The sequence below is a fragment of the Chungangia koreensis genome (genome assembly GCF_042651785.1).
Classification (GTDB): domain Bacteria; phylum Bacillota; class Bacilli; order Bacillales_A; family Planococcaceae; genus Chungangia; species Chungangia koreensis.
The window spans coordinates 112,155-127,657 of the sequence record NZ_JBHSEC010000001.1 but is presented as its reverse complement, the minus strand read 5'-3'; the positions used below and the strand labels follow the sequence as shown (position 1 = coordinate 127,657).

Annotated in this window: 15 protein-coding genes and 1 other annotated feature; of the genes, 9 read left to right on the top strand and 6 right to left on the bottom strand. The window is 42.6% G+C overall.

Features of this window, described 5'->3' with window-relative positions; all coding sequences use genetic code 11:
* The first annotated feature begins 59 nt into the window (after positions 1-59).
* Positions 60-1,445 carry an aspartate aminotransferase family protein gene (locus ACFOZY_RS00875; RefSeq protein ID WP_378151248.1) on the top strand — a complete coding sequence of 462 codons (1,386 nt, stop codon included), beginning with the start codon at positions 60-62 and terminating at the stop codon, positions 1,443-1,445.
* Positions 1,446-1,780: 335 nt separating this feature from the next.
* Here the strand turns inward: ACFOZY_RS00875 and ACFOZY_RS00870 are convergent, their stop codons facing one another.
* The 4 genes from ACFOZY_RS00870 to ACFOZY_RS00855 form a co-directional block, all read right to left on the bottom strand.
* On the bottom strand, positions 1,781-2,398 hold the full coding sequence (locus ACFOZY_RS00870; RefSeq protein WP_378151246.1) for a hypothetical protein: 618 nt from the start codon (positions 2,396-2,398) through the stop codon (positions 1,781-1,783).
* A 192-nt stretch (positions 2,399-2,590) separates the two neighbouring features.
* Positions 2,591-2,782, bottom strand: a complete 192-nt coding sequence (locus tag ACFOZY_RS00865) for a hypothetical protein (RefSeq protein WP_378151244.1) — start codon at positions 2,780-2,782, stop codon at positions 2,591-2,593.
* Between the two features lie 111 nt (positions 2,783-2,893).
* Positions 2,894-6,034 carry a DEAD/DEAH box helicase gene (locus ACFOZY_RS00860; RefSeq protein WP_378151242.1) on the bottom strand — a complete coding sequence of 1,047 codons (3,141 nt, stop codon included), beginning with the start codon at positions 6,032-6,034 and terminating at the stop codon, positions 2,894-2,896.
* A gap of 65 nt (positions 6,035-6,099) precedes the next feature.
* On the bottom strand, positions 6,100-6,558 hold the full coding sequence (locus tag ACFOZY_RS00855) for a hypothetical protein (protein ID WP_378151239.1): 459 nt from the start codon (positions 6,556-6,558) through the stop codon (positions 6,100-6,102).
* A gap of 386 nt (positions 6,559-6,944) precedes the next feature.
* On the opposite strand from ACFOZY_RS00855, the gene ACFOZY_RS00850 reads away from it, so the two are divergent.
* Positions 6,945-7,682 (top strand): YwaF family protein, encoded by a 738-nt coding sequence (locus tag ACFOZY_RS00850; RefSeq protein WP_378151237.1) that lies wholly within the window; start codon positions 6,945-6,947, stop codon positions 7,680-7,682.
* A gap of 50 nt (positions 7,683-7,732) precedes the next feature.
* Here ACFOZY_RS00850 and ACFOZY_RS00845 read toward each other — a convergent pair whose 3' ends face one another.
* The gene (locus ACFOZY_RS00845; RefSeq protein ID WP_378151235.1) at positions 7,733-8,530 is read right to left on the bottom strand and encodes a CPBP family intramembrane glutamic endopeptidase; all 798 of its coding nucleotides are present in this window, start codon (positions 8,528-8,530) and stop codon (positions 7,733-7,735) included.
* 201 nt (positions 8,531-8,731) lie between these two features.
* On the opposite strand from ACFOZY_RS00845, the gene ACFOZY_RS00840 reads away from it, so the two are divergent.
* The 3 genes from ACFOZY_RS00840 to ACFOZY_RS00830 all read left to right on the top strand — a co-directional run bounded on the left by ACFOZY_RS00840 (position 8,732) and on the right by ACFOZY_RS00830 (position 10,110).
* Complete coding sequence (locus ACFOZY_RS00840) at positions 8,732-9,133, top strand: hypothetical protein (RefSeq protein WP_378151233.1); 402 nt, start codon at positions 8,732-8,734, stop codon at positions 9,131-9,133.
* A gap of 77 nt (positions 9,134-9,210) precedes the next feature.
* Positions 9,211-9,861, top strand: coding sequence for a Bax inhibitor-1/YccA family protein (locus tag ACFOZY_RS00835; protein ID WP_378151230.1), 651 nt, complete (start codon positions 9,211-9,213; stop codon positions 9,859-9,861).
* An 81-nt stretch (positions 9,862-9,942) separates the two neighbouring features.
* Positions 9,943-10,110 (top strand): hypothetical protein, encoded by a 168-nt coding sequence (locus ACFOZY_RS00830; protein ID WP_378151228.1) that lies wholly within the window; start codon positions 9,943-9,945, stop codon positions 10,108-10,110.
* 167 nt (positions 10,111-10,277) lie between these two features.
* Here the strand turns inward: ACFOZY_RS00830 and ACFOZY_RS00825 are convergent, their stop codons facing one another.
* Positions 10,278-10,922 carry an SDR family oxidoreductase gene (locus ACFOZY_RS00825; protein ID WP_378151226.1) on the bottom strand — a complete coding sequence of 215 codons (645 nt, stop codon included), beginning with the start codon at positions 10,920-10,922 and terminating at the stop codon, positions 10,278-10,280.
* A 160-nt stretch (positions 10,923-11,082) separates the two neighbouring features.
* Positions 11,083-11,355, top strand: a binding site (T-box leader).
* A gap of 101 nt (positions 11,356-11,456) precedes the next feature.
* Here ACFOZY_RS00825 and ACFOZY_RS00820 point away from each other — a divergent pair.
* From ACFOZY_RS00820 to ACFOZY_RS00805, 4 genes are read left to right on the top strand one after another with little or no spacing between them, the layout of a single operon-like run.
* Positions 11,457-12,317 (top strand): SAM hydrolase/SAM-dependent halogenase family protein, encoded by an 861-nt coding sequence (locus tag ACFOZY_RS00820; protein ID WP_378151224.1) that lies wholly within the window; start codon positions 11,457-11,459, stop codon positions 12,315-12,317.
* A 40-nt stretch (positions 12,318-12,357) separates the two neighbouring features.
* On the top strand, positions 12,358-12,915 hold the full coding sequence (locus tag ACFOZY_RS00815; protein WP_378151222.1) for an ECF-type riboflavin transporter substrate-binding protein: 558 nt from the start codon (positions 12,358-12,360) through the stop codon (positions 12,913-12,915).
* A gap of 18 nt (positions 12,916-12,933) precedes the next feature.
* Positions 12,934-14,649: an ABC transporter ATP-binding protein gene (locus tag ACFOZY_RS00810; RefSeq protein WP_378151220.1), complete on the top strand. Its 1,716-nt coding sequence runs from the start codon at positions 12,934-12,936 to the stop codon at positions 14,647-14,649.
* Complete coding sequence (locus ACFOZY_RS00805; RefSeq protein WP_378151218.1) at positions 14,639-15,466, top strand: energy-coupling factor transporter transmembrane component T family protein; 828 nt, start codon at positions 14,639-14,641, stop codon at positions 15,464-15,466. Before ACFOZY_RS00810 ends, ACFOZY_RS00805 begins: the two co-directional genes overlap by 11 nt.
* Positions 15,467-15,503 lie beyond the last annotated feature (37 nt).

Here is a 15,503-nt window from a genome sequence, read left to right as displayed (position 1 = left end):
AACAAATCATTTTTATATTAAATTTGAATAATATATTTCAAATTAGGAGGAACGGTCTTATGGAAACGTCAACTGAAGGCATTTTTACAGTGGAAACATCAAAAGCATTGTTCGATGAAGCATGTACTTATATACCGGGAGGCGTAACAGCACATATAAAATACATGACGCCTCATCCAATTGTCATGAAGCAGGCAAAGGGATCTAAACTAACAGATGTTGACGGTAATACTTACATCGATTATTTATTGTGCTCAGGTTCATTATTAACTGGACATGGACACCCAGCTATTACTGAGGCAGTCACGAATCAGCTACAAAAAATGGGTACTTCTATTTTTGGTACCCCTCACCTTTTGGAACAACAGATGGCGAAAAGAATTATTGAACTTTACAACGGCATTGAAATGGCACGTTTTACAAACTCCGGTTTAGAAGCAACATTACTCGCTATACGTATCGCGAAAGGGTTTACTGGCCGTGAAAAATTAGCAAAATTTGAAGGCCATTACCATGGTGGATACGACCAATCGCTTATTAGCGTAAATCCCCCCATGAAAGATGCAGGCGATCCTAAGCGTCCGACCCCCGTTCCGGAATCCCGGGGAATCTCTAATTACTACCTTGAAAACACAGTTGTTCTTCCTTTTAATGATTTAGAAGCAACAATCCAACTGCTAACTGAAAACAAGGATGAAATAGCTGCGGTTATTATGGAACCCATTCAAGGTGGCTATATTCCAGCTACGCAGGAGTTTATGGATGGCTTACGGGAAATCACAGAAAAATACGGCATCCTGTTAATCTTCGATGAAGTAAAAACAGGTTTCCGCGTAGGTATGAGTGGAGCACAAGGATACTATAATATAACACCTGATATTACAACTTTAGGGAAGGTATTAGGTGGTGGGTTTCCGATTGGACTAGTAGGTGGTCGAAAAGAGATTATGGAAATTACAAACCCGATTAGCAGTCGAGATATTTTAAGTGCCAGCGTTGTCACAGATCAAGAAAAGAACGGAGATCAAGACGGGGTTTTATTCCACTCAGGTACTTACTATGGACATCCGACAATATTAAGTGCTGGAAAAGCTACTCTGGATTTACTTGAAAAAGACGGTACTTTAGAAAAAACAATTGAACGTACAATGTGGTTACGTCACGAGTTAGAAGCTCTTTATGCACGTTACAATATTACGATGAAAACAATTGGTCTTGGTACCATCTTCAACATTGTCTTTACAGATAAAGAAATACTAAATTATCGCGATATGCAGGAATCAGACTTTGAAATGCGCGAAAAAATCGATCGTCGATTACTTGAGTTAGGTATCTTCAACAAACCGCTAACTCGTTACTCGATGTCTACCGAACATACACAAGAAGACTTAGAAAAAACAGTTTCACTTCATGAGAAGGTTTTAAAAGAACTTACAAATCAATAATGGAAAAACAGCATCTATCAGTTTGTAGATGCTGTTTTTTCGTTTGCTGCTATGAAGTGACGGTAAACCCTAAATGAGTCAATGTCCGTTAGATTTAAAAAAATCATTATTAACATTTATCTCTTTGGAGACAGGGAAGCCTAAATATTAATCCCTTGATTGTATATATCAAATACAATTTCTTTGTGTCCGTTCAAATCTTCATAAGTTGAATTACCTCTGTTCAAAAATATAGGATTGCTTAGGTATATGAAACAGAGAAACCCTATGGCAATGCTAACTAAAAGAATTAATGCAACGAGCAAACGTTTTTTCAAATACTAATCCCCTTTTAATCATTTATTAACTATCGGTAATTTAGATGTCCTGATGACGTTACCATCTTTTAGTGTGACTTCTGTGTAAATTACGAAGTAAGGCTTATAGGAGGTTCCTTCTGTTGATTGTTTATGTTTATGAACTATTTCACTTACATTATGATCTGTATACTTCCAACCATCGGTAGAATCGGTATCTATAAATACTTTTATTGGGCCTTCGTCTGACTCCAATTTCGTTACATAGAAGTCCACCTTCTTAGCATTCTCATATTCTAATAATTCTATTTGAAACAAGTCATCACTAATTACAATCCAATCATCTTTAGTTACATATTTAGAGTGAATTTTATAAACCTCTTCTAACTGATCAAATGAGTGATCTCTAACAGAGGATGAAAACCTAATCAAATTCAGGCTATTTTTAAGTTCCCACGACTCGGTTGTTTTATTTGAATTAACTTTTTCTAATTGGTCTATCTTCTTATCTTTTTCAGATATCAGTTCCTTTAATTGTGAAATTTCATTCGTTAATATTTCTTTTTCTTTATTAAGAGCATCTAATTCTTTGTTAGTGCATCCTGAAGTTAACAGTAAAATGAGTATCGATATTCCGATGAAAAATTTATTATTCATTCATCAACCCACTCCCAATAAATGTCTATAAGATCATGTAATACAACCAAAAGAACTTCCTTCGTCTACATAAAATATTCAACAATAAGGGTCTTTACTCCTTTAATGGATTAAAGACCCTGTTAGTTAAAACTAATAGAAAAATATAGTAGTTCAAATTTGTCTACCAATAATAGTTTTGTTGTCTCTTCATCATCTTGGAGAGCGGATTTTATGTATTAACTCGATGATATATACGAGTAGGATGCCGATGATAATGTTTTGTGTAATCACAACCCATACGAGCAAGGAAGTGCTTTCGGCTTCACCGCTTATGAGAGCAAACAAAAGCCAGAGGACTCCTGAGAAGATGAAGCCGATCATTAACATACCAATATATTTCAATTAGATCCCCCATTTGTATCTCTTTATATCGTTAAAGTCCTATTCGTCTTTCCACCCTAAAATACCTTTCTACAGTAAAAAAGAACTCGTCCTTTTCGAACGAGTTCCCTTTTAATTCATCAATAATTCACGTATATCGTCTTCTGTTAACTTGGAAGAGTCCCCTTGGCCGATGAGGTCTTCAATCATTCGGTTCTTGTGATCCTGGAGACTGACCATTTTTTCTTCAATCGTCCCCTTGGAGACGAGCTTGATGACGTTTACTTGGTTTTTCTGTCCCATGCGGTAAGCACGGTCTGCGGCTTGGACTTCAACCGCGGGGTTCCACCAAAGATCGTAAAGAATGACGGTGTCTGCACCGGTCAGATTAAGTCCCGTACCTCCTGCTTTCAGTGATATCAAAAACAGGTCGCGTTCCCCATCGTTGAAGCGCTGACATAGATCCACCCGCTCCTCCGAAGGGGTCTGTCCGTCCAAGTAAAAGAATGATTCCCCGCGTCCGTTCAACTCCCGTCCAATGAGATGAAGCATCTTCGTAAACTGAGAAAAGATGAGCACTCTCCGGTTCGAACGCTTGGCATCCTCTAAGATTTGCATCAGTTGATCGAACTTGGCGGAGCCTCCCTTATAGCCCTCGATGAAGAGTTCTGGATGGCAGCAGATTTGACGGAGTCTCGTCAATCCAGCCAAAATGCGGATTCGGTTTTTCCGGATCGTGTCTTTGTCTAAATGCTTCAACGTGTCATGACGGAGTTTAGCCAAATAAGCCGCATATAACTTCTTCTGTTCAGGCAGTAAATCTGTTGCATCTACTGTTTCGATTTTCCCGGGCAATTCCGAGAGGACATCTTCTTTCATTCGCCTGAGGAGAAATGGCCTGACTCTTTTGGTGATTGCTTTTTTCCGTAGATTGCTGAATTCCCTCAATCCCCCGAATAGCTGCGGGAAGACAACATAATAGATGGACCATAATTCTTCAGGGGCATTCTCGATCGGTGTGCCTGTGAGAGCGAACCGATGATCAGCTTGCAGCCGTTTCACCGCTCTTGCTGTTTGCGTAATCGGGTTTTTGAATGCTTGGGCTTCATCGAAGAAGATTGTATGGAATTGCTGTTTTTCAGCCCACTTAATGTCCCTGCGTATAATCGGATAGGACATGATGAGGACATCCAGTCCGGAGAGATCTTGCTCCAAAAGCTGCCGCTCCGCCTTACTCCCGTCTATAATGAGTGACTGAATATCCGGCGCAAACTTTGTTAGTTCACGTTGCCAGTTATAGGTCACCGATGACGGGCAAACGATGAGTACAGGTTCTTTCCGCTCTCGAATTGAAGGCAACTCAGAGACGATGAAAGCAATACTCTGGATTGTCTTGCCGAGTCCCATATCATCTGCAAGAACGCCTCCGAACCGGTACGCTGCTAACGTTTTCAACCATTTGTAACCGGTCTTCTGATAATCCCTCAGAAGGTACTTCATGCTTTCCGGTAGCTGCACATCCAATCGTTCCGGTTGAAGGAGCCGGTCCGTGAACTCCTTGAATGATTGTTCTGCCTGGAATACATCACTTTCTTCGATTAAGTCTAATAACCTCAAACCATCAACAGCTGGCATGTTCAGCATCGTTTCAAAATCCTCGGGCTGAGCAGGGACGGATACCATGAATCGTCGAATTTCATCCATTTCCTTTGTTTCAAGAGAGAGTAATGCCCCGTCCCGTAGGCGATAATACTTCAGTTTCTCCCGCAACGCAGCTAAAATCGCCTTAATCTCGGCATCGGGAATTCCTTTCATTTCAAACGTGAATTCCAAATAATTCGTTCTCACCGTATTTACGCGGATGGTAGGAAGCACAGTGTTCGGGACAATACGTGCACGAATGGCTGTTGTCGCGTACACCTGGACAAGCTGCTGGAGTTTCGGGAGGGTGTGAAATAGGAATTCGTACTCCAATTCCTCGTTCTGAAGGTAATAACCGCCCTCTGTTTCAGCGAACCCGCTTTCCTTCATAAGTTGTATGATTTGGGCTTCTTTCTGATCGTCCCTGATTATCGTTTCACCTGCAGGTTCATTCGGATCCAACGGCTGGATGATAACCTGTCCGTAATGGAATTCAACTCCTGCAAGGAGACGGTTCTTCAGACGGTCCAAATAGAGCTTCGCCTTTAGTGGCATTGTTCTAAGTCTTGTTGTAATTGCAGTTGAAACGGATGCTTCTCCGATCCGTTTTAAACCTGGCAGTATATTTTTAATAAAGTCCTCTACATTTTCTTCAGGAATCGGCAGTTTATCTTCCCCATTCAGCATCCGTCTCATGTCGACTAAACGTGAAACGTCCTCCTCTTTTAACTGGTGGAACACTCCTTGGGCAAACACTGCGTTGTAGCTTGGTAGAGGGATGAGATCGTTCAACCCTGTAATACGCAACTTGCAGTCTTCCCCGTCTTCTTCCAATTTAAAAGTAACGGGCGGTGGCATGTCCGATATGCGTAGCTTGCTTAGGATTCCGTCCTGCTCAATAGACGGATTCGTTTTCGTCAGAAGCGAAAGTAGGATTTCCCAACTCGTTGGCGGGATGAGCATACGATCAACTTCCAGCTTCGCACTCGTTGGAAGGGTCCCTGTATATGTCCGCTCGTCCTGGATCACTCTTATAAGCTGATGCAGTACAGCATCTTCCTCGGCCGCGAAATAATGGCGTGAGGGTTCTACTGTAAGGTCTGGGGAAATGATGCTTTCCCTGTTCAGATAAACATTCAACAGGAAATCCCGGATTTCTTGGACCTTCTGCTGATTCACCTCAATTCGGATACCTATTAAGTAATCTTCCGGACTCATTTCAACAGGACTTACTATAAATCTGGCACGTAACTGCTCTCGCTGTTCAAAATGGCGTTGTTCTCCGCTCTGTCGTTTTGGCTTGCGGTCAAATAACTGCATGAATCCTGACGTTAAATCATCTGGGGCTTCCTTTTGACGTTCGTGAAGCGCCAATAGCACTGCCGCAATATGCTGGCAGTGCTTTCGGACGTTTTTCAGTGTCGGGCAGCTGCATGTCGCCTGAAATTGTGCTGTTCCGCCATTTGTGATCGTAACCTGGAACTCTTCAGCCCCTTTGACTGTGGCAGTAACTGTTTCAGGCTCTTCATTCAGCAAGGTCACTTTTCCTGCACGGTAAAATGAGTCCCCTTTTTTATAGGCGACGGTGCCACATAGATCTTTAATCTTTTTCTCTGTGAGTTGAATGTCCATGGCTCACCGCCCCCCTTTCCGATCAATGAACGCTTAAAGCTATTATACCTAAAAGAGGGAATCCATCAGACTCTATTGGCATTCATTTTGAGTAAAAGCCTCCCACAACCGTAGCCAAACAGGATGATGAACGCTGGAACGGTTGAATACAAATAGCCATAGCCATGTGCTGCGTAGATATCCGGATCTATATACATATTCTCGTACCAGAGATACGATGTGTGTCCGGCAACGTGGTAATACCAGAAAGCCATTTCTATGAAGTCCGGGGCATATATCGCATCCGAAATGATCCATAATGCCAATCCGATGACTACAAATAGGAATGTAGAAGCAAAGACTGTGGTCCACTTAAATTTTCGTAAGAAATAAAAACTATATAAAAAATAGGAAAGCACGTTGAAGATTAAAAGAAAGAATGAAACAATCGTTTCCTCTATGTCATAGTCAAAATATAAAAGGTAGACGCCATAAATGAACATTGCTGCAAGTGCTGTAACTAAATGAATGGGCAGAGTTACCAACAGACCTTTAAAAGTTTGTATGAATCTCAGTCCTTTCTCCCCTTATTCTGTTTCGACCATTTTACCATCTTCATCCGTTTGGATATAGATTGGAAATATAGAGTGAGATGAAAGACCAGTGCTGTTCAGCTTTGATTCCTCGGTGTCAAACAATAAAATAACTGAATATTATAAGTAATTGAAAAAGTTAGTGAAATTAGGAAGAAAGTCTGATAAAATAAGAATAAGAGGGACAAGGGAGTATTCGTTAGCAACATCTACCTGTAGCATCTTGTTTGGATAACTTGCTGGCACTTTAGGAGTTAACACCACACCTCTCTTTTAATTGAAAAACACACAACGGATTCAACATCATGAAAATTCAATAGAAAGTGAAGGTGTCAAGCATGGAGTGGTTCGGACGCAGTTATCAGTCGCTACCTTTTAGCATGTTTTCAATAAGTCATTTGGTGATGTTATCACTTTTCATTATAATTACCATGATGATGGTCGTTTATAGAAGAAACATCCTACCAGACAAATGGGGAAAAGCGGAAATAGGGCTCGCAATTTCTTTAATAGGGCTTGAAGCGACAAACCAGTTTTGGATGTTCCATAACGGACTTTGGAGAGTTGGCCGCTCCTTGCCATTAGAATTATGCAATATCGGTCTCCTACTATGTATCCTGTTATTACTGACCAAAAAAAGTATCTTTTTTGAACTGTTATTCTTTCTTGCTATTTTCGGTGCGACACTGGCAATCTTTACGCCTGCGTTAAAGTATGATTTTCCCCATTATCGTTTTTTCCATTTCTTCATTGCCCATGCGGCAATTGTATGGGTATCACTCTATTATTGGCTGGTGAAGGGCTATAAATTGACCTTCTATTCTGTGATCAAATTATTGATATTTCTTAATACACTTTTACCGGTTGTTTTGTATGTGAACCAAATGCATAACGGTAACTATTGGTTTTTACGTCACAAACCCGTTTCACCAAGCCTTTTTGACATAATGGGGCCCTATCCTTGGTACATCCTTACATTTGAGGGAATGTTGCTGATGGTGTGTATCTTCGGATGGCTACTAATAAGGTTCGGTCATACGATCAGGAATCAATCGCAATCGCAACTCAGTGAATAGATTCAAAAGCGTTAATCCCTTTTTTCCGGGACTAACGCTTTTTTCTTACTTTAAGTTAGGTCTGTCATTTCCCTCATGTTTTCCTTCAATGTCAGGGACTGCTTTTTTCGGTAGTACAGGAATACTGGTAAGAATAGCAACACAGTGATAGACAAGATGATGCTATTGTTTACAAAAGGTTCAATACTGCCACGTTCCGCTACAAAAACCCCATCACCTACATCTCCGCTAAGTCCATACAAAAGACCGAAGGCCATATTTAAGCCGAAGTGGATGCCAGTGCTCGCCCAAATAGAACCCGTTCTGTAGAATGCATAGGTTAATGAACACCCTAACAGAATTGAAAATAGAAAGTTCACCAACGTCAGTTCGCCATTCCAAAAGTCATCCAGAGCATAAATCGCCACACTGATTGCTCCGACAGTAAAAGGAGGAAGTTTGTTTTTCAAAAAACCGACGACATAACCTCTGGTGATCAAATCATTAATGAGTGAGCCAAGGAAGAAACCTACGATAATTTGAGCGAAAATCCAAGCTGTCTCGGACGCCGTTTTTATTCCCATCAGTTGGAACTTCCCTAACAGTCCATATGTAGCGTAGAGTAAAGCCCAGCAACTGAATCCAATTAGAAAGCTTATACCGAAATAACGAAGCGATTGTTTATCTCTTTTCATCCCTAACCCTTTTAGCCCATCAAGCCCATTCCTTTTGGCTATGAATCCCGCGAGTGGAAAAAAGAGAAGCAAACCAAGAAGCTGGAGCATTGTGTTCCCTACGAAATGCGTTGTGATATTGAAATATAGATTTAAAAAGATAAAACCTAAAATACCTAATCCAATTTTTTTCATCCGTTTCACATATTCCTTTCCAATCACTCTATTAAAATACGACCTTCACCAGAATATTCCTTCAAGCTGTAAAAGTTTTAATTCGTCCAGCTTTCCTAAAACTCTCTCCACTTCTCTCTGGGCGGTTGACCATAATACACGGCTATTCATACATACCTATAGCATATGGGGAAACATTGAGGGATGGGCGGGAGTGATGTTGTGGATACCCAGCAAAACGAGGAGAAATCCGATTTCCAGAAAACCGAAGAACTAAAATCGAAAATAGAAAAGCAGATTGCGGGTGCGGTATGGATTCAGACACTCGGAGTATTCTTGGAAGCGGTTCTTTTAGAGAAACTGAAAGAATTAAGCGAGGAGTATAACGAGGGCGAGGAGATTGCGTTGACGGGAGCTTGGATTCAGTTCCTTGGACTGGTAACGGAAGGTGCCGGGGACACACAAGAAGCATTTAAGTCTTCTCTTCCATTTAATTTTGAAGGACAGCCAGTCGCCATTATCGGAAACTGGCTTCAATCACTCGGCTCCGCACTCAAAGCTGTCGGTGGAGAAAAAGTATATCTAAATGACCTCCTTACCCGTGAAACAGATTTTGTTGAATAAAAAATATAGCCTACATGAAACTTCCAATGGGTATTTCCTGTATATAAGGTAAATTGAAACTGCCAGGAGGTTATCCAATGTATCCAGAACATGCCTATACCCGCACTGCATCTCATGATGCGTTGAAAAAAGTATTGTCCTTTTTCTCCGTTCTTTGGCTTTTATCCGGCATCGGGGTAATCCTCGGTCAATTCGTACCGTACTCCATCATGATGCCGTTAATGGTAGTCGAGTTTGTGCTGATCATAGCCATGATCTTCGTACGCAGAGCCAAAAGGGCTGGAAAAGGATTGGCCGTTACGTTCGCATTGATTAGCGGAATTACCCTCTATCCGGCACTGACGTATTACGTCGGTTCCATGGGCGGTGAAATTGTCCTTGCCACGTTCATATCTACAGCGGTTATTTTTGCAGCTTACGGATTGATCGGCTATCGGATGAATAAAAACTTGGTCGGCTGGTCGAGTTATTTATTCATCGCAGTTATTGCGTTAGCGGTCATCATGCTACTCGGTTTTTTCATCCCGTTCAGCAGCACACTTTCACTCGTCATTTCAATGGGTGCGGTGTTGTTATTCTCCCTCTATACGGTGTATGACTTTAATCAGATCCGTCATCAGTATATTGAGGATGAGGATATTCCATTTATCGCAATCGGTCTTTACCTTGACTTCATTAATTTGTTCTTGCACTTGTTGAGGATTATTAATTACTTTAATCGGAACTGATCTTAGTACTGCTCTCGAGCAGTACTATTTTTTGTTGGATATGATTTGGTTGTACGCTTGAAGGGATTGGTTGTAGACTTTATGGATTTGGTTGTACACTTAGGCAATTTAGTTGTAGACTCAGAGGATTTGGTTGTACACTTCAACAATTTAGTTGAAGACTCAGAGGATTTAGTCGTTACCTGCTCTTCATTTAAAATGCACCGCAGTAATGCTCGAGAGCTCTATTTTTTGTTGGATATGATTTAGTTGCAGACTTTAAGAGTTTGGTTGTAGACTTTATGGATTTGGTTGTATACTTAGGCAATTTTGTTGTAGACTCAGAGGATTTAGTTGGAAACTCATCCAAAATGATCGTACACCTTCCCTAACAAAAAAATGCTCCGCTTTTTTCAAAGCGAAGCACTGATCAACCATTATAAATTCTTCAACGCATCCCGAATCGGCAGTTCACCGGATATTAAATCGAATGCCTTATAGTACGTATTTTCTTCATCTAACGCAGCAACGATCGTTCGCGCCACATCCTCGCGTGGAATCGACCCTGATCGTATGTCTTCTGCCGCTGTCACTCTCCTTGTTCCTTCTTCATTCAACAAACCGCCTGGTCGGACGATCGTATATGTCAAACCGCTTTGTTCCACCATTTTGTCGGCAAAGTGTTTTGCTACGTAGTAAGGTTTGATCTGTTCACTCCAGTTTTCACGGCGGTTTGCTTGAAGAGCACTGACGATGATGAACCGTTCGATGCCTGCCTTTTCGGCCGCCTCTACAGATTTCACTGCACCGTCCAGGTCGATCAATAATGTTTTATCGGCTCCTGTATGTCCGCCAGAACCAGCTGTAAAGACGATGGCGTCACACCCCTTGGCGGCTTTAGCGATTTCCTCGACTGATCCTTCTAAATCTGCGACGACTGCTTCAACCCCTTGCTCCTTATAAGAGTCAGCTTGGTCCTTCTTGCGTACCATTGCTACGGGTGTATGTTCCTCATGTTCCTGCAATAAACGGATCAGATGTTGTCCGATCTGCCCATTTGCGCCAATCACAAATACTTTCATTTGAGAAAATCCCTCCTTACTCATACTTTCCTCTATTGTCGTGGTTCTAAGCTGCATTTTCCAATTTCTTGCCTATGAGTTTATTGACACGAAAAATAAAAAATTCAGATAAAACGGTTGACAGCTTTCCGAATTGGGTGTAAATTCACCTTAGTAATACATAAAAGCGATGAAGAGAAAAGTAAGATGGCAGGATTTCTTCACAGAGAGCTTCGGTAGCTGAAAAGAAGCAGAAAAACACCGTCTGAAAATGGCCTCAGAGCTCTGCATTGAACGTGCACAAACGCACCTTAGATGTAAGCGGGAGTTGGTACCCGTTATCAAAACCACAGTTTCGAATCCGGCAAGGTTGGATTCCGAACTTGACGAGGCCGTTTTGCGTGAGCAATCGGCGAATAAAAGGTGGTAACGCGGAATAAACCCCGCCCTTTTCAATCTAATGATTGGAATGGGTGGGTTTTTTTATTGCCTTTTGCTCCTCAAGTTCAGTTGGATTGCGTATATATTATCAACGGAAAAAGGAGTGCATACAAAATGACAGAAGGATTATTAGTGTTACAGTCAGATTTTGGAATCAGTGATGGTGCGGTTAGTGCCATGCATGGTGTGGCGAATTCAGTGAAACGGGGTTTGCCGATTTACGATTTAACCCACCAAATTCCGCAATTCAATATTTGGGAGGCGTCATACCGGCTTTTACAAACGATCAATTACTGGCCAGAAGAGACCGTGTTCGTCTCAATCGTCGATCCAGGTGTCGGTTCAGACCGCAAAAGTGTAGTAGTGAAAACAGAGCAAAATCAATATATCGTCACACCAGACAACGGTACATTGACACATGTGAATAAGTTTATCGGTATTAAGGAAATCCGGGAGATTGATGAAACCGTGAACCGCTTGCCGAGATCAGGTGAATCCCATACGTTCCACGGCCGTGATGTCTATGCGTATACAGGTGCCCGGCTTGCAACAGGCACGATCACCTTTGAAGAGGTCGGTCCAAAGCTTCCGCTTTCATCCATTGTTGAGCTACCGCTGAAAGATTCGGTATTGTCAGATCAATCTGCAGTCGGTATTATCGATATTATTGACCGCCCATTTGGAAACCTTTGGACGAATATTAACCGGGAACAGTTCCTTCAGTTGCATGGGAGTTATGGCGATACATTTGATGTCACTATTTCATCTAACGGAAGAAACGTTTTCGAAGGCACATTAACGTTCGGTAAATCCTTTGCAGTTTGTAAAATCGGCGAGCCGCTTTTATATATCAACTCCTTAGACAATGTCGGAATCGCTTTTAACCAGCGCTCTTTCGCAGAAACATACGGAATTGCGGCAGGTACAGATTGGGAGGTGAAAATCCGGAAAACAGCCCTTCGTGTAGTCAGTTAAGCGGTTATTTAGAGAAAAATAAAAACGGGGAGATGTACAAATGAAACGAGAAATTTTTTCAACGAAAACGATTGTTGCAATCGGAATAGGTGCTGCTGTGTTCTTCATTTTAGCAAAGTTTGTTGCGATTCCAACCGGTGTACCGAATACCACATTCCAAACGTCTTATGCATTTTTAGCCCTTATTTCTGCTGTATTCGGTCCGATTGCCGGTTTGTTCGCTGGTCTCATCGGCCATGCATTGAATGACGCAATTTCCTATGGTTCCATCTGGTGGAGCTGGGTCATCGTATCTGCCTTCACTGGTTTAGGAATTGGTCTTTTTAGAAAACATTATTCAATTGAAGACGGCGAATTCGGTAAAAAGAAAATCATTTCATTCAACATCGTTCAAGCTGTCGTTCAAGCTATCGGCTGGGTCGTCATTGCACCAGTTCTTGACATTATCATCTATGCTGAACCTGCCAACAAAGTATTTACACAAGGTGCTGTTGCGGGGATCTTCAATATTTTGACTGTAGCAATCCTTGGCACGATTCTACTAACAGCGTATGCAAAAACGAAAACTGCCAAAGGAAGCTTAAGTTACGAAGATTAAACTTTTAGGAGAATCGTTATGACAGAACCAGTGATTCAATTCAACCAATTCAGCTTTCAATATCATAGCCAATCAAAGCCGACGCTGATGGATATTAACTTGACTATCCAAAAGGGTGAAAAAGTTTGTATCGTTGGACCATCTGGTTCTGGCAAGAGCACGCTCGTTCATTGTTTGAACGGGCTTGTTCCTTTTGCATACAAAGGGGAAATCAGCGGCAGCTTGAAGATTAACGGTAAAGAAACAAGGGACTTGGACATTTTCTCTATTTCCGAAATGGTCGGAACGGTTCTACAAGATACCGATGGGCAGTTTATCGGGCTTACTGTTGCCGAAGATATCGCCTTTGCGCTTGAAAATCATGCAGTACCGCTCCGGCAAATGAAGGACCGCGTTCACCAGGCGGCAGACCTCGTTCACATCACCTCGCACTTAAACAGTCGAATCCATGAGTTATCCGGTGGACAAAAGCAGCGCGTCGCACTCGCCGGCGTACTGGTCAATGAGATCGATGTTGTCCTCTTCGATGAACCCCTCGCCAATTTAGATCCGGCTTCCGGAAAAGAAGCGATGGCCCTGATCGATGAACTTCAAAGGACGACCAGAAAAACTGTCATCATCGTCGAACACCGATTGGAAGATGTGTTATCGCAGCCGGTTGACCGCATCATTTTAGTGAATCATGGTCGGATTGTGGCGGACGTTACGCCGGAAGAGGCATTGGCCGGTAACTTGCTCAACGACAATTGGATCAGGGAACCCCTATACATAAAAGCATTGAAATATGCCGGAATCGAGTTCACTGAGGACATGTCTCTCACTGAACTAAACAAATTGAACTCTCCGGGAATGAAGGAAAAAGTGTCCGCATGGCAGGAGAAGGCACAAGCATTTTTAGGGGAAACCGTGGTACAGGAACCTGTTTTGGAACTCCAGAATGTCCGATTTCATTACCCAGAAAAAGCAGATACCATTAAGGACGTTTCCTTCACACTACATGCCGGCGAAATGGTAAGTCTGATCGGGGCAAACGGTGCCGGGAAATCAACTCTTTCCTCTTTGATTTGCGGATTCGAGAAGCCAAGTGGCGGAGCCATCCTGTTTGACGGTGTCGATCAGAAGGATGAATCCATTAAGCAACGGGCAGAACGGGTCGGCTTCGTCCTTCAAAATCCGAACCATATGTTTTCAAAACAGATTGTATTCGAGGAAGCGGCGTTCGGGTTAATTCAAAAAGGAATGTCCGAGGAAGAGGCACGCCCTAAGGTCGAGGAGACACTAAAGATCTGCGGCCTTTACCCGTTCCGGAACTGGCCGATTTCCGCTCTCAGCTACGGACAGAAAAAACGGCTATCCATTGCATCGATCTTAGTGATGGAACCAGAAATCATTCTGCTTGATGAACCGACTGCCGGGCAGGATTATAAGCATACAACGGAGCTGCTGGGATTCTTGGAAACACTCCGGGAGCGCGGGATTGCCATCATTTTAATTACCCACGATATGCACTTAATGACCGAATATACGGACCGGGCAATTGTACTGTCAGGCGGACATGTTTTGGCGGACGAGCCCCCTGCCCATGTACTGTCGAATCCAGAACTTATTAGGGAAGCCAATCTGAAGGAATCCTCCTTATTCGAATTGGCCAACGTGTTAGGCTTAGGGGACCCTGCCCGCTTCGTCGACCAGTTCATCCAGTATGACCGGGAGGTGCGCACAAATGGCCAATGAAATCTTAAGCTATATCGAAAGGGATTCTGTCGTCCATCGTCTCACCGGCGCTACAAAGCTCATCTGTTTCCTGTTGTGGTCCTTCACGGCCATGCTTACATATGACACGCGAATTCTACTATTGCTCGTCGTGTTAGGTTTCGTTCTCTTTGCGCTATCAAAGGTTAAGATAAAAGATGTGAGCTTTGTTTTAGCGTTCATCCTCCTATTCTTGGTACTGAATAATATCGCCATTTACTTGTTTGCACCGCAGCATGGAACGGTTCTATACGGCACCTCGCATCCGATTACAGGATCGATCGGCCGGTACTCGCTTACATTAGAGCAGCTCTTTTATCAGCTGAATATTACACTGAAATACTTTGCAGTCATCCCACCGGCTCTTTTGTTTGTCGTCACGACACAGCCGAGCGAATTCGCAGCGTCTTTGAACCGAATCGGAGTCAGCTACCGTTTGGCGTACTCAGTCTCGATTGCGATGCGCTATATCCCGGATGTCCAACGTGATTTCCATACGATTGCCCGTGCTAAACAGGCTCGCGGCGTCGACTTGTCCCGGAATGAAAAAATATGGACTCGGGTAAAAAATGTAAGCACTGTATTATTTCCGCTTATCTTCTCAAGCCTTGACCGGATCGAAACCGTCAGTAACACGATGGACTTAAGAGGATTTGGACGGATGAAAAAACGGACGTGGTACAGCTATCAATCGTTTGAAGCGCGAGACAGGGTAGCAATTTCATTGTCAGCCTTGCTCTTTATAGCCATGATCGGGTTATTCTTTTTGAACGACGGACGATTTTATAATCCTTTTTAATGAAAAAAACAGCTATTTGTATAAGTCTTTTCGAATC

Excerpts from the sequence above, each read along its gene's own strand:
- ACFOZY_RS00860 (WP_378151242.1), bottom strand. The coding sequence starts at position 6,034 with ATGGACATTCAACTCACAGAGAAAAAGATTAAAGATCTATGTGGCACC.
- ACFOZY_RS00815 (WP_378151222.1), top strand. The coding sequence starts at position 12,358 with ATGAAACGAGAAATTTTTTCAACGAAAACGATTGTTGCAATCGGAATA.
- ACFOZY_RS00825 (WP_378151226.1), bottom strand. The coding sequence starts at position 10,922 with ATGAAAGTATTTGTGATTGGCGCAAATGGGCAGATCGGACAACATCTG.
- ACFOZY_RS00875 (WP_378151248.1), top strand. The coding sequence starts at position 60 with ATGGAAACGTCAACTGAAGGCATTTTTACAGTGGAAACATCAAAAGCA.
- ACFOZY_RS00850 (WP_378151237.1), top strand. The coding sequence starts at position 6,945 with ATGGAGTGGTTCGGACGCAGTTATCAGTCGCTACCTTTTAGCATGTTT.
- ACFOZY_RS00820 (WP_378151224.1), top strand. The coding sequence starts at position 11,457 with ATGACAGAAGGATTATTAGTGTTACAGTCAGATTTTGGAATCAGTGAT.
- ACFOZY_RS00845 (WP_378151235.1), bottom strand. The coding sequence starts at position 8,530 with ATGAAAAAAATTGGATTAGGTATTTTAGGTTTTATCTTTTTAAATCTA.
- ACFOZY_RS00810 (WP_378151220.1), top strand. The coding sequence starts at position 12,934 with ATGACAGAACCAGTGATTCAATTCAACCAATTCAGCTTTCAATATCAT.
- ACFOZY_RS00830 (WP_378151228.1), top strand. The coding sequence starts at position 9,943 with ATGGATTTGGTTGTACACTTAGGCAATTTAGTTGTAGACTCAGAGGAT.
- ACFOZY_RS00835 (WP_378151230.1), top strand. The coding sequence starts at position 9,211 with ATGTATCCAGAACATGCCTATACCCGCACTGCATCTCATGATGCGTTG.
- ACFOZY_RS00870 (WP_378151246.1), bottom strand. The coding sequence starts at position 2,398 with ATGAATAATAAATTTTTCATCGGAATATCGATACTCATTTTACTGTTA.
- ACFOZY_RS00805 (WP_378151218.1), top strand. The coding sequence starts at position 14,639 with ATGGCCAATGAAATCTTAAGCTATATCGAAAGGGATTCTGTCGTCCAT.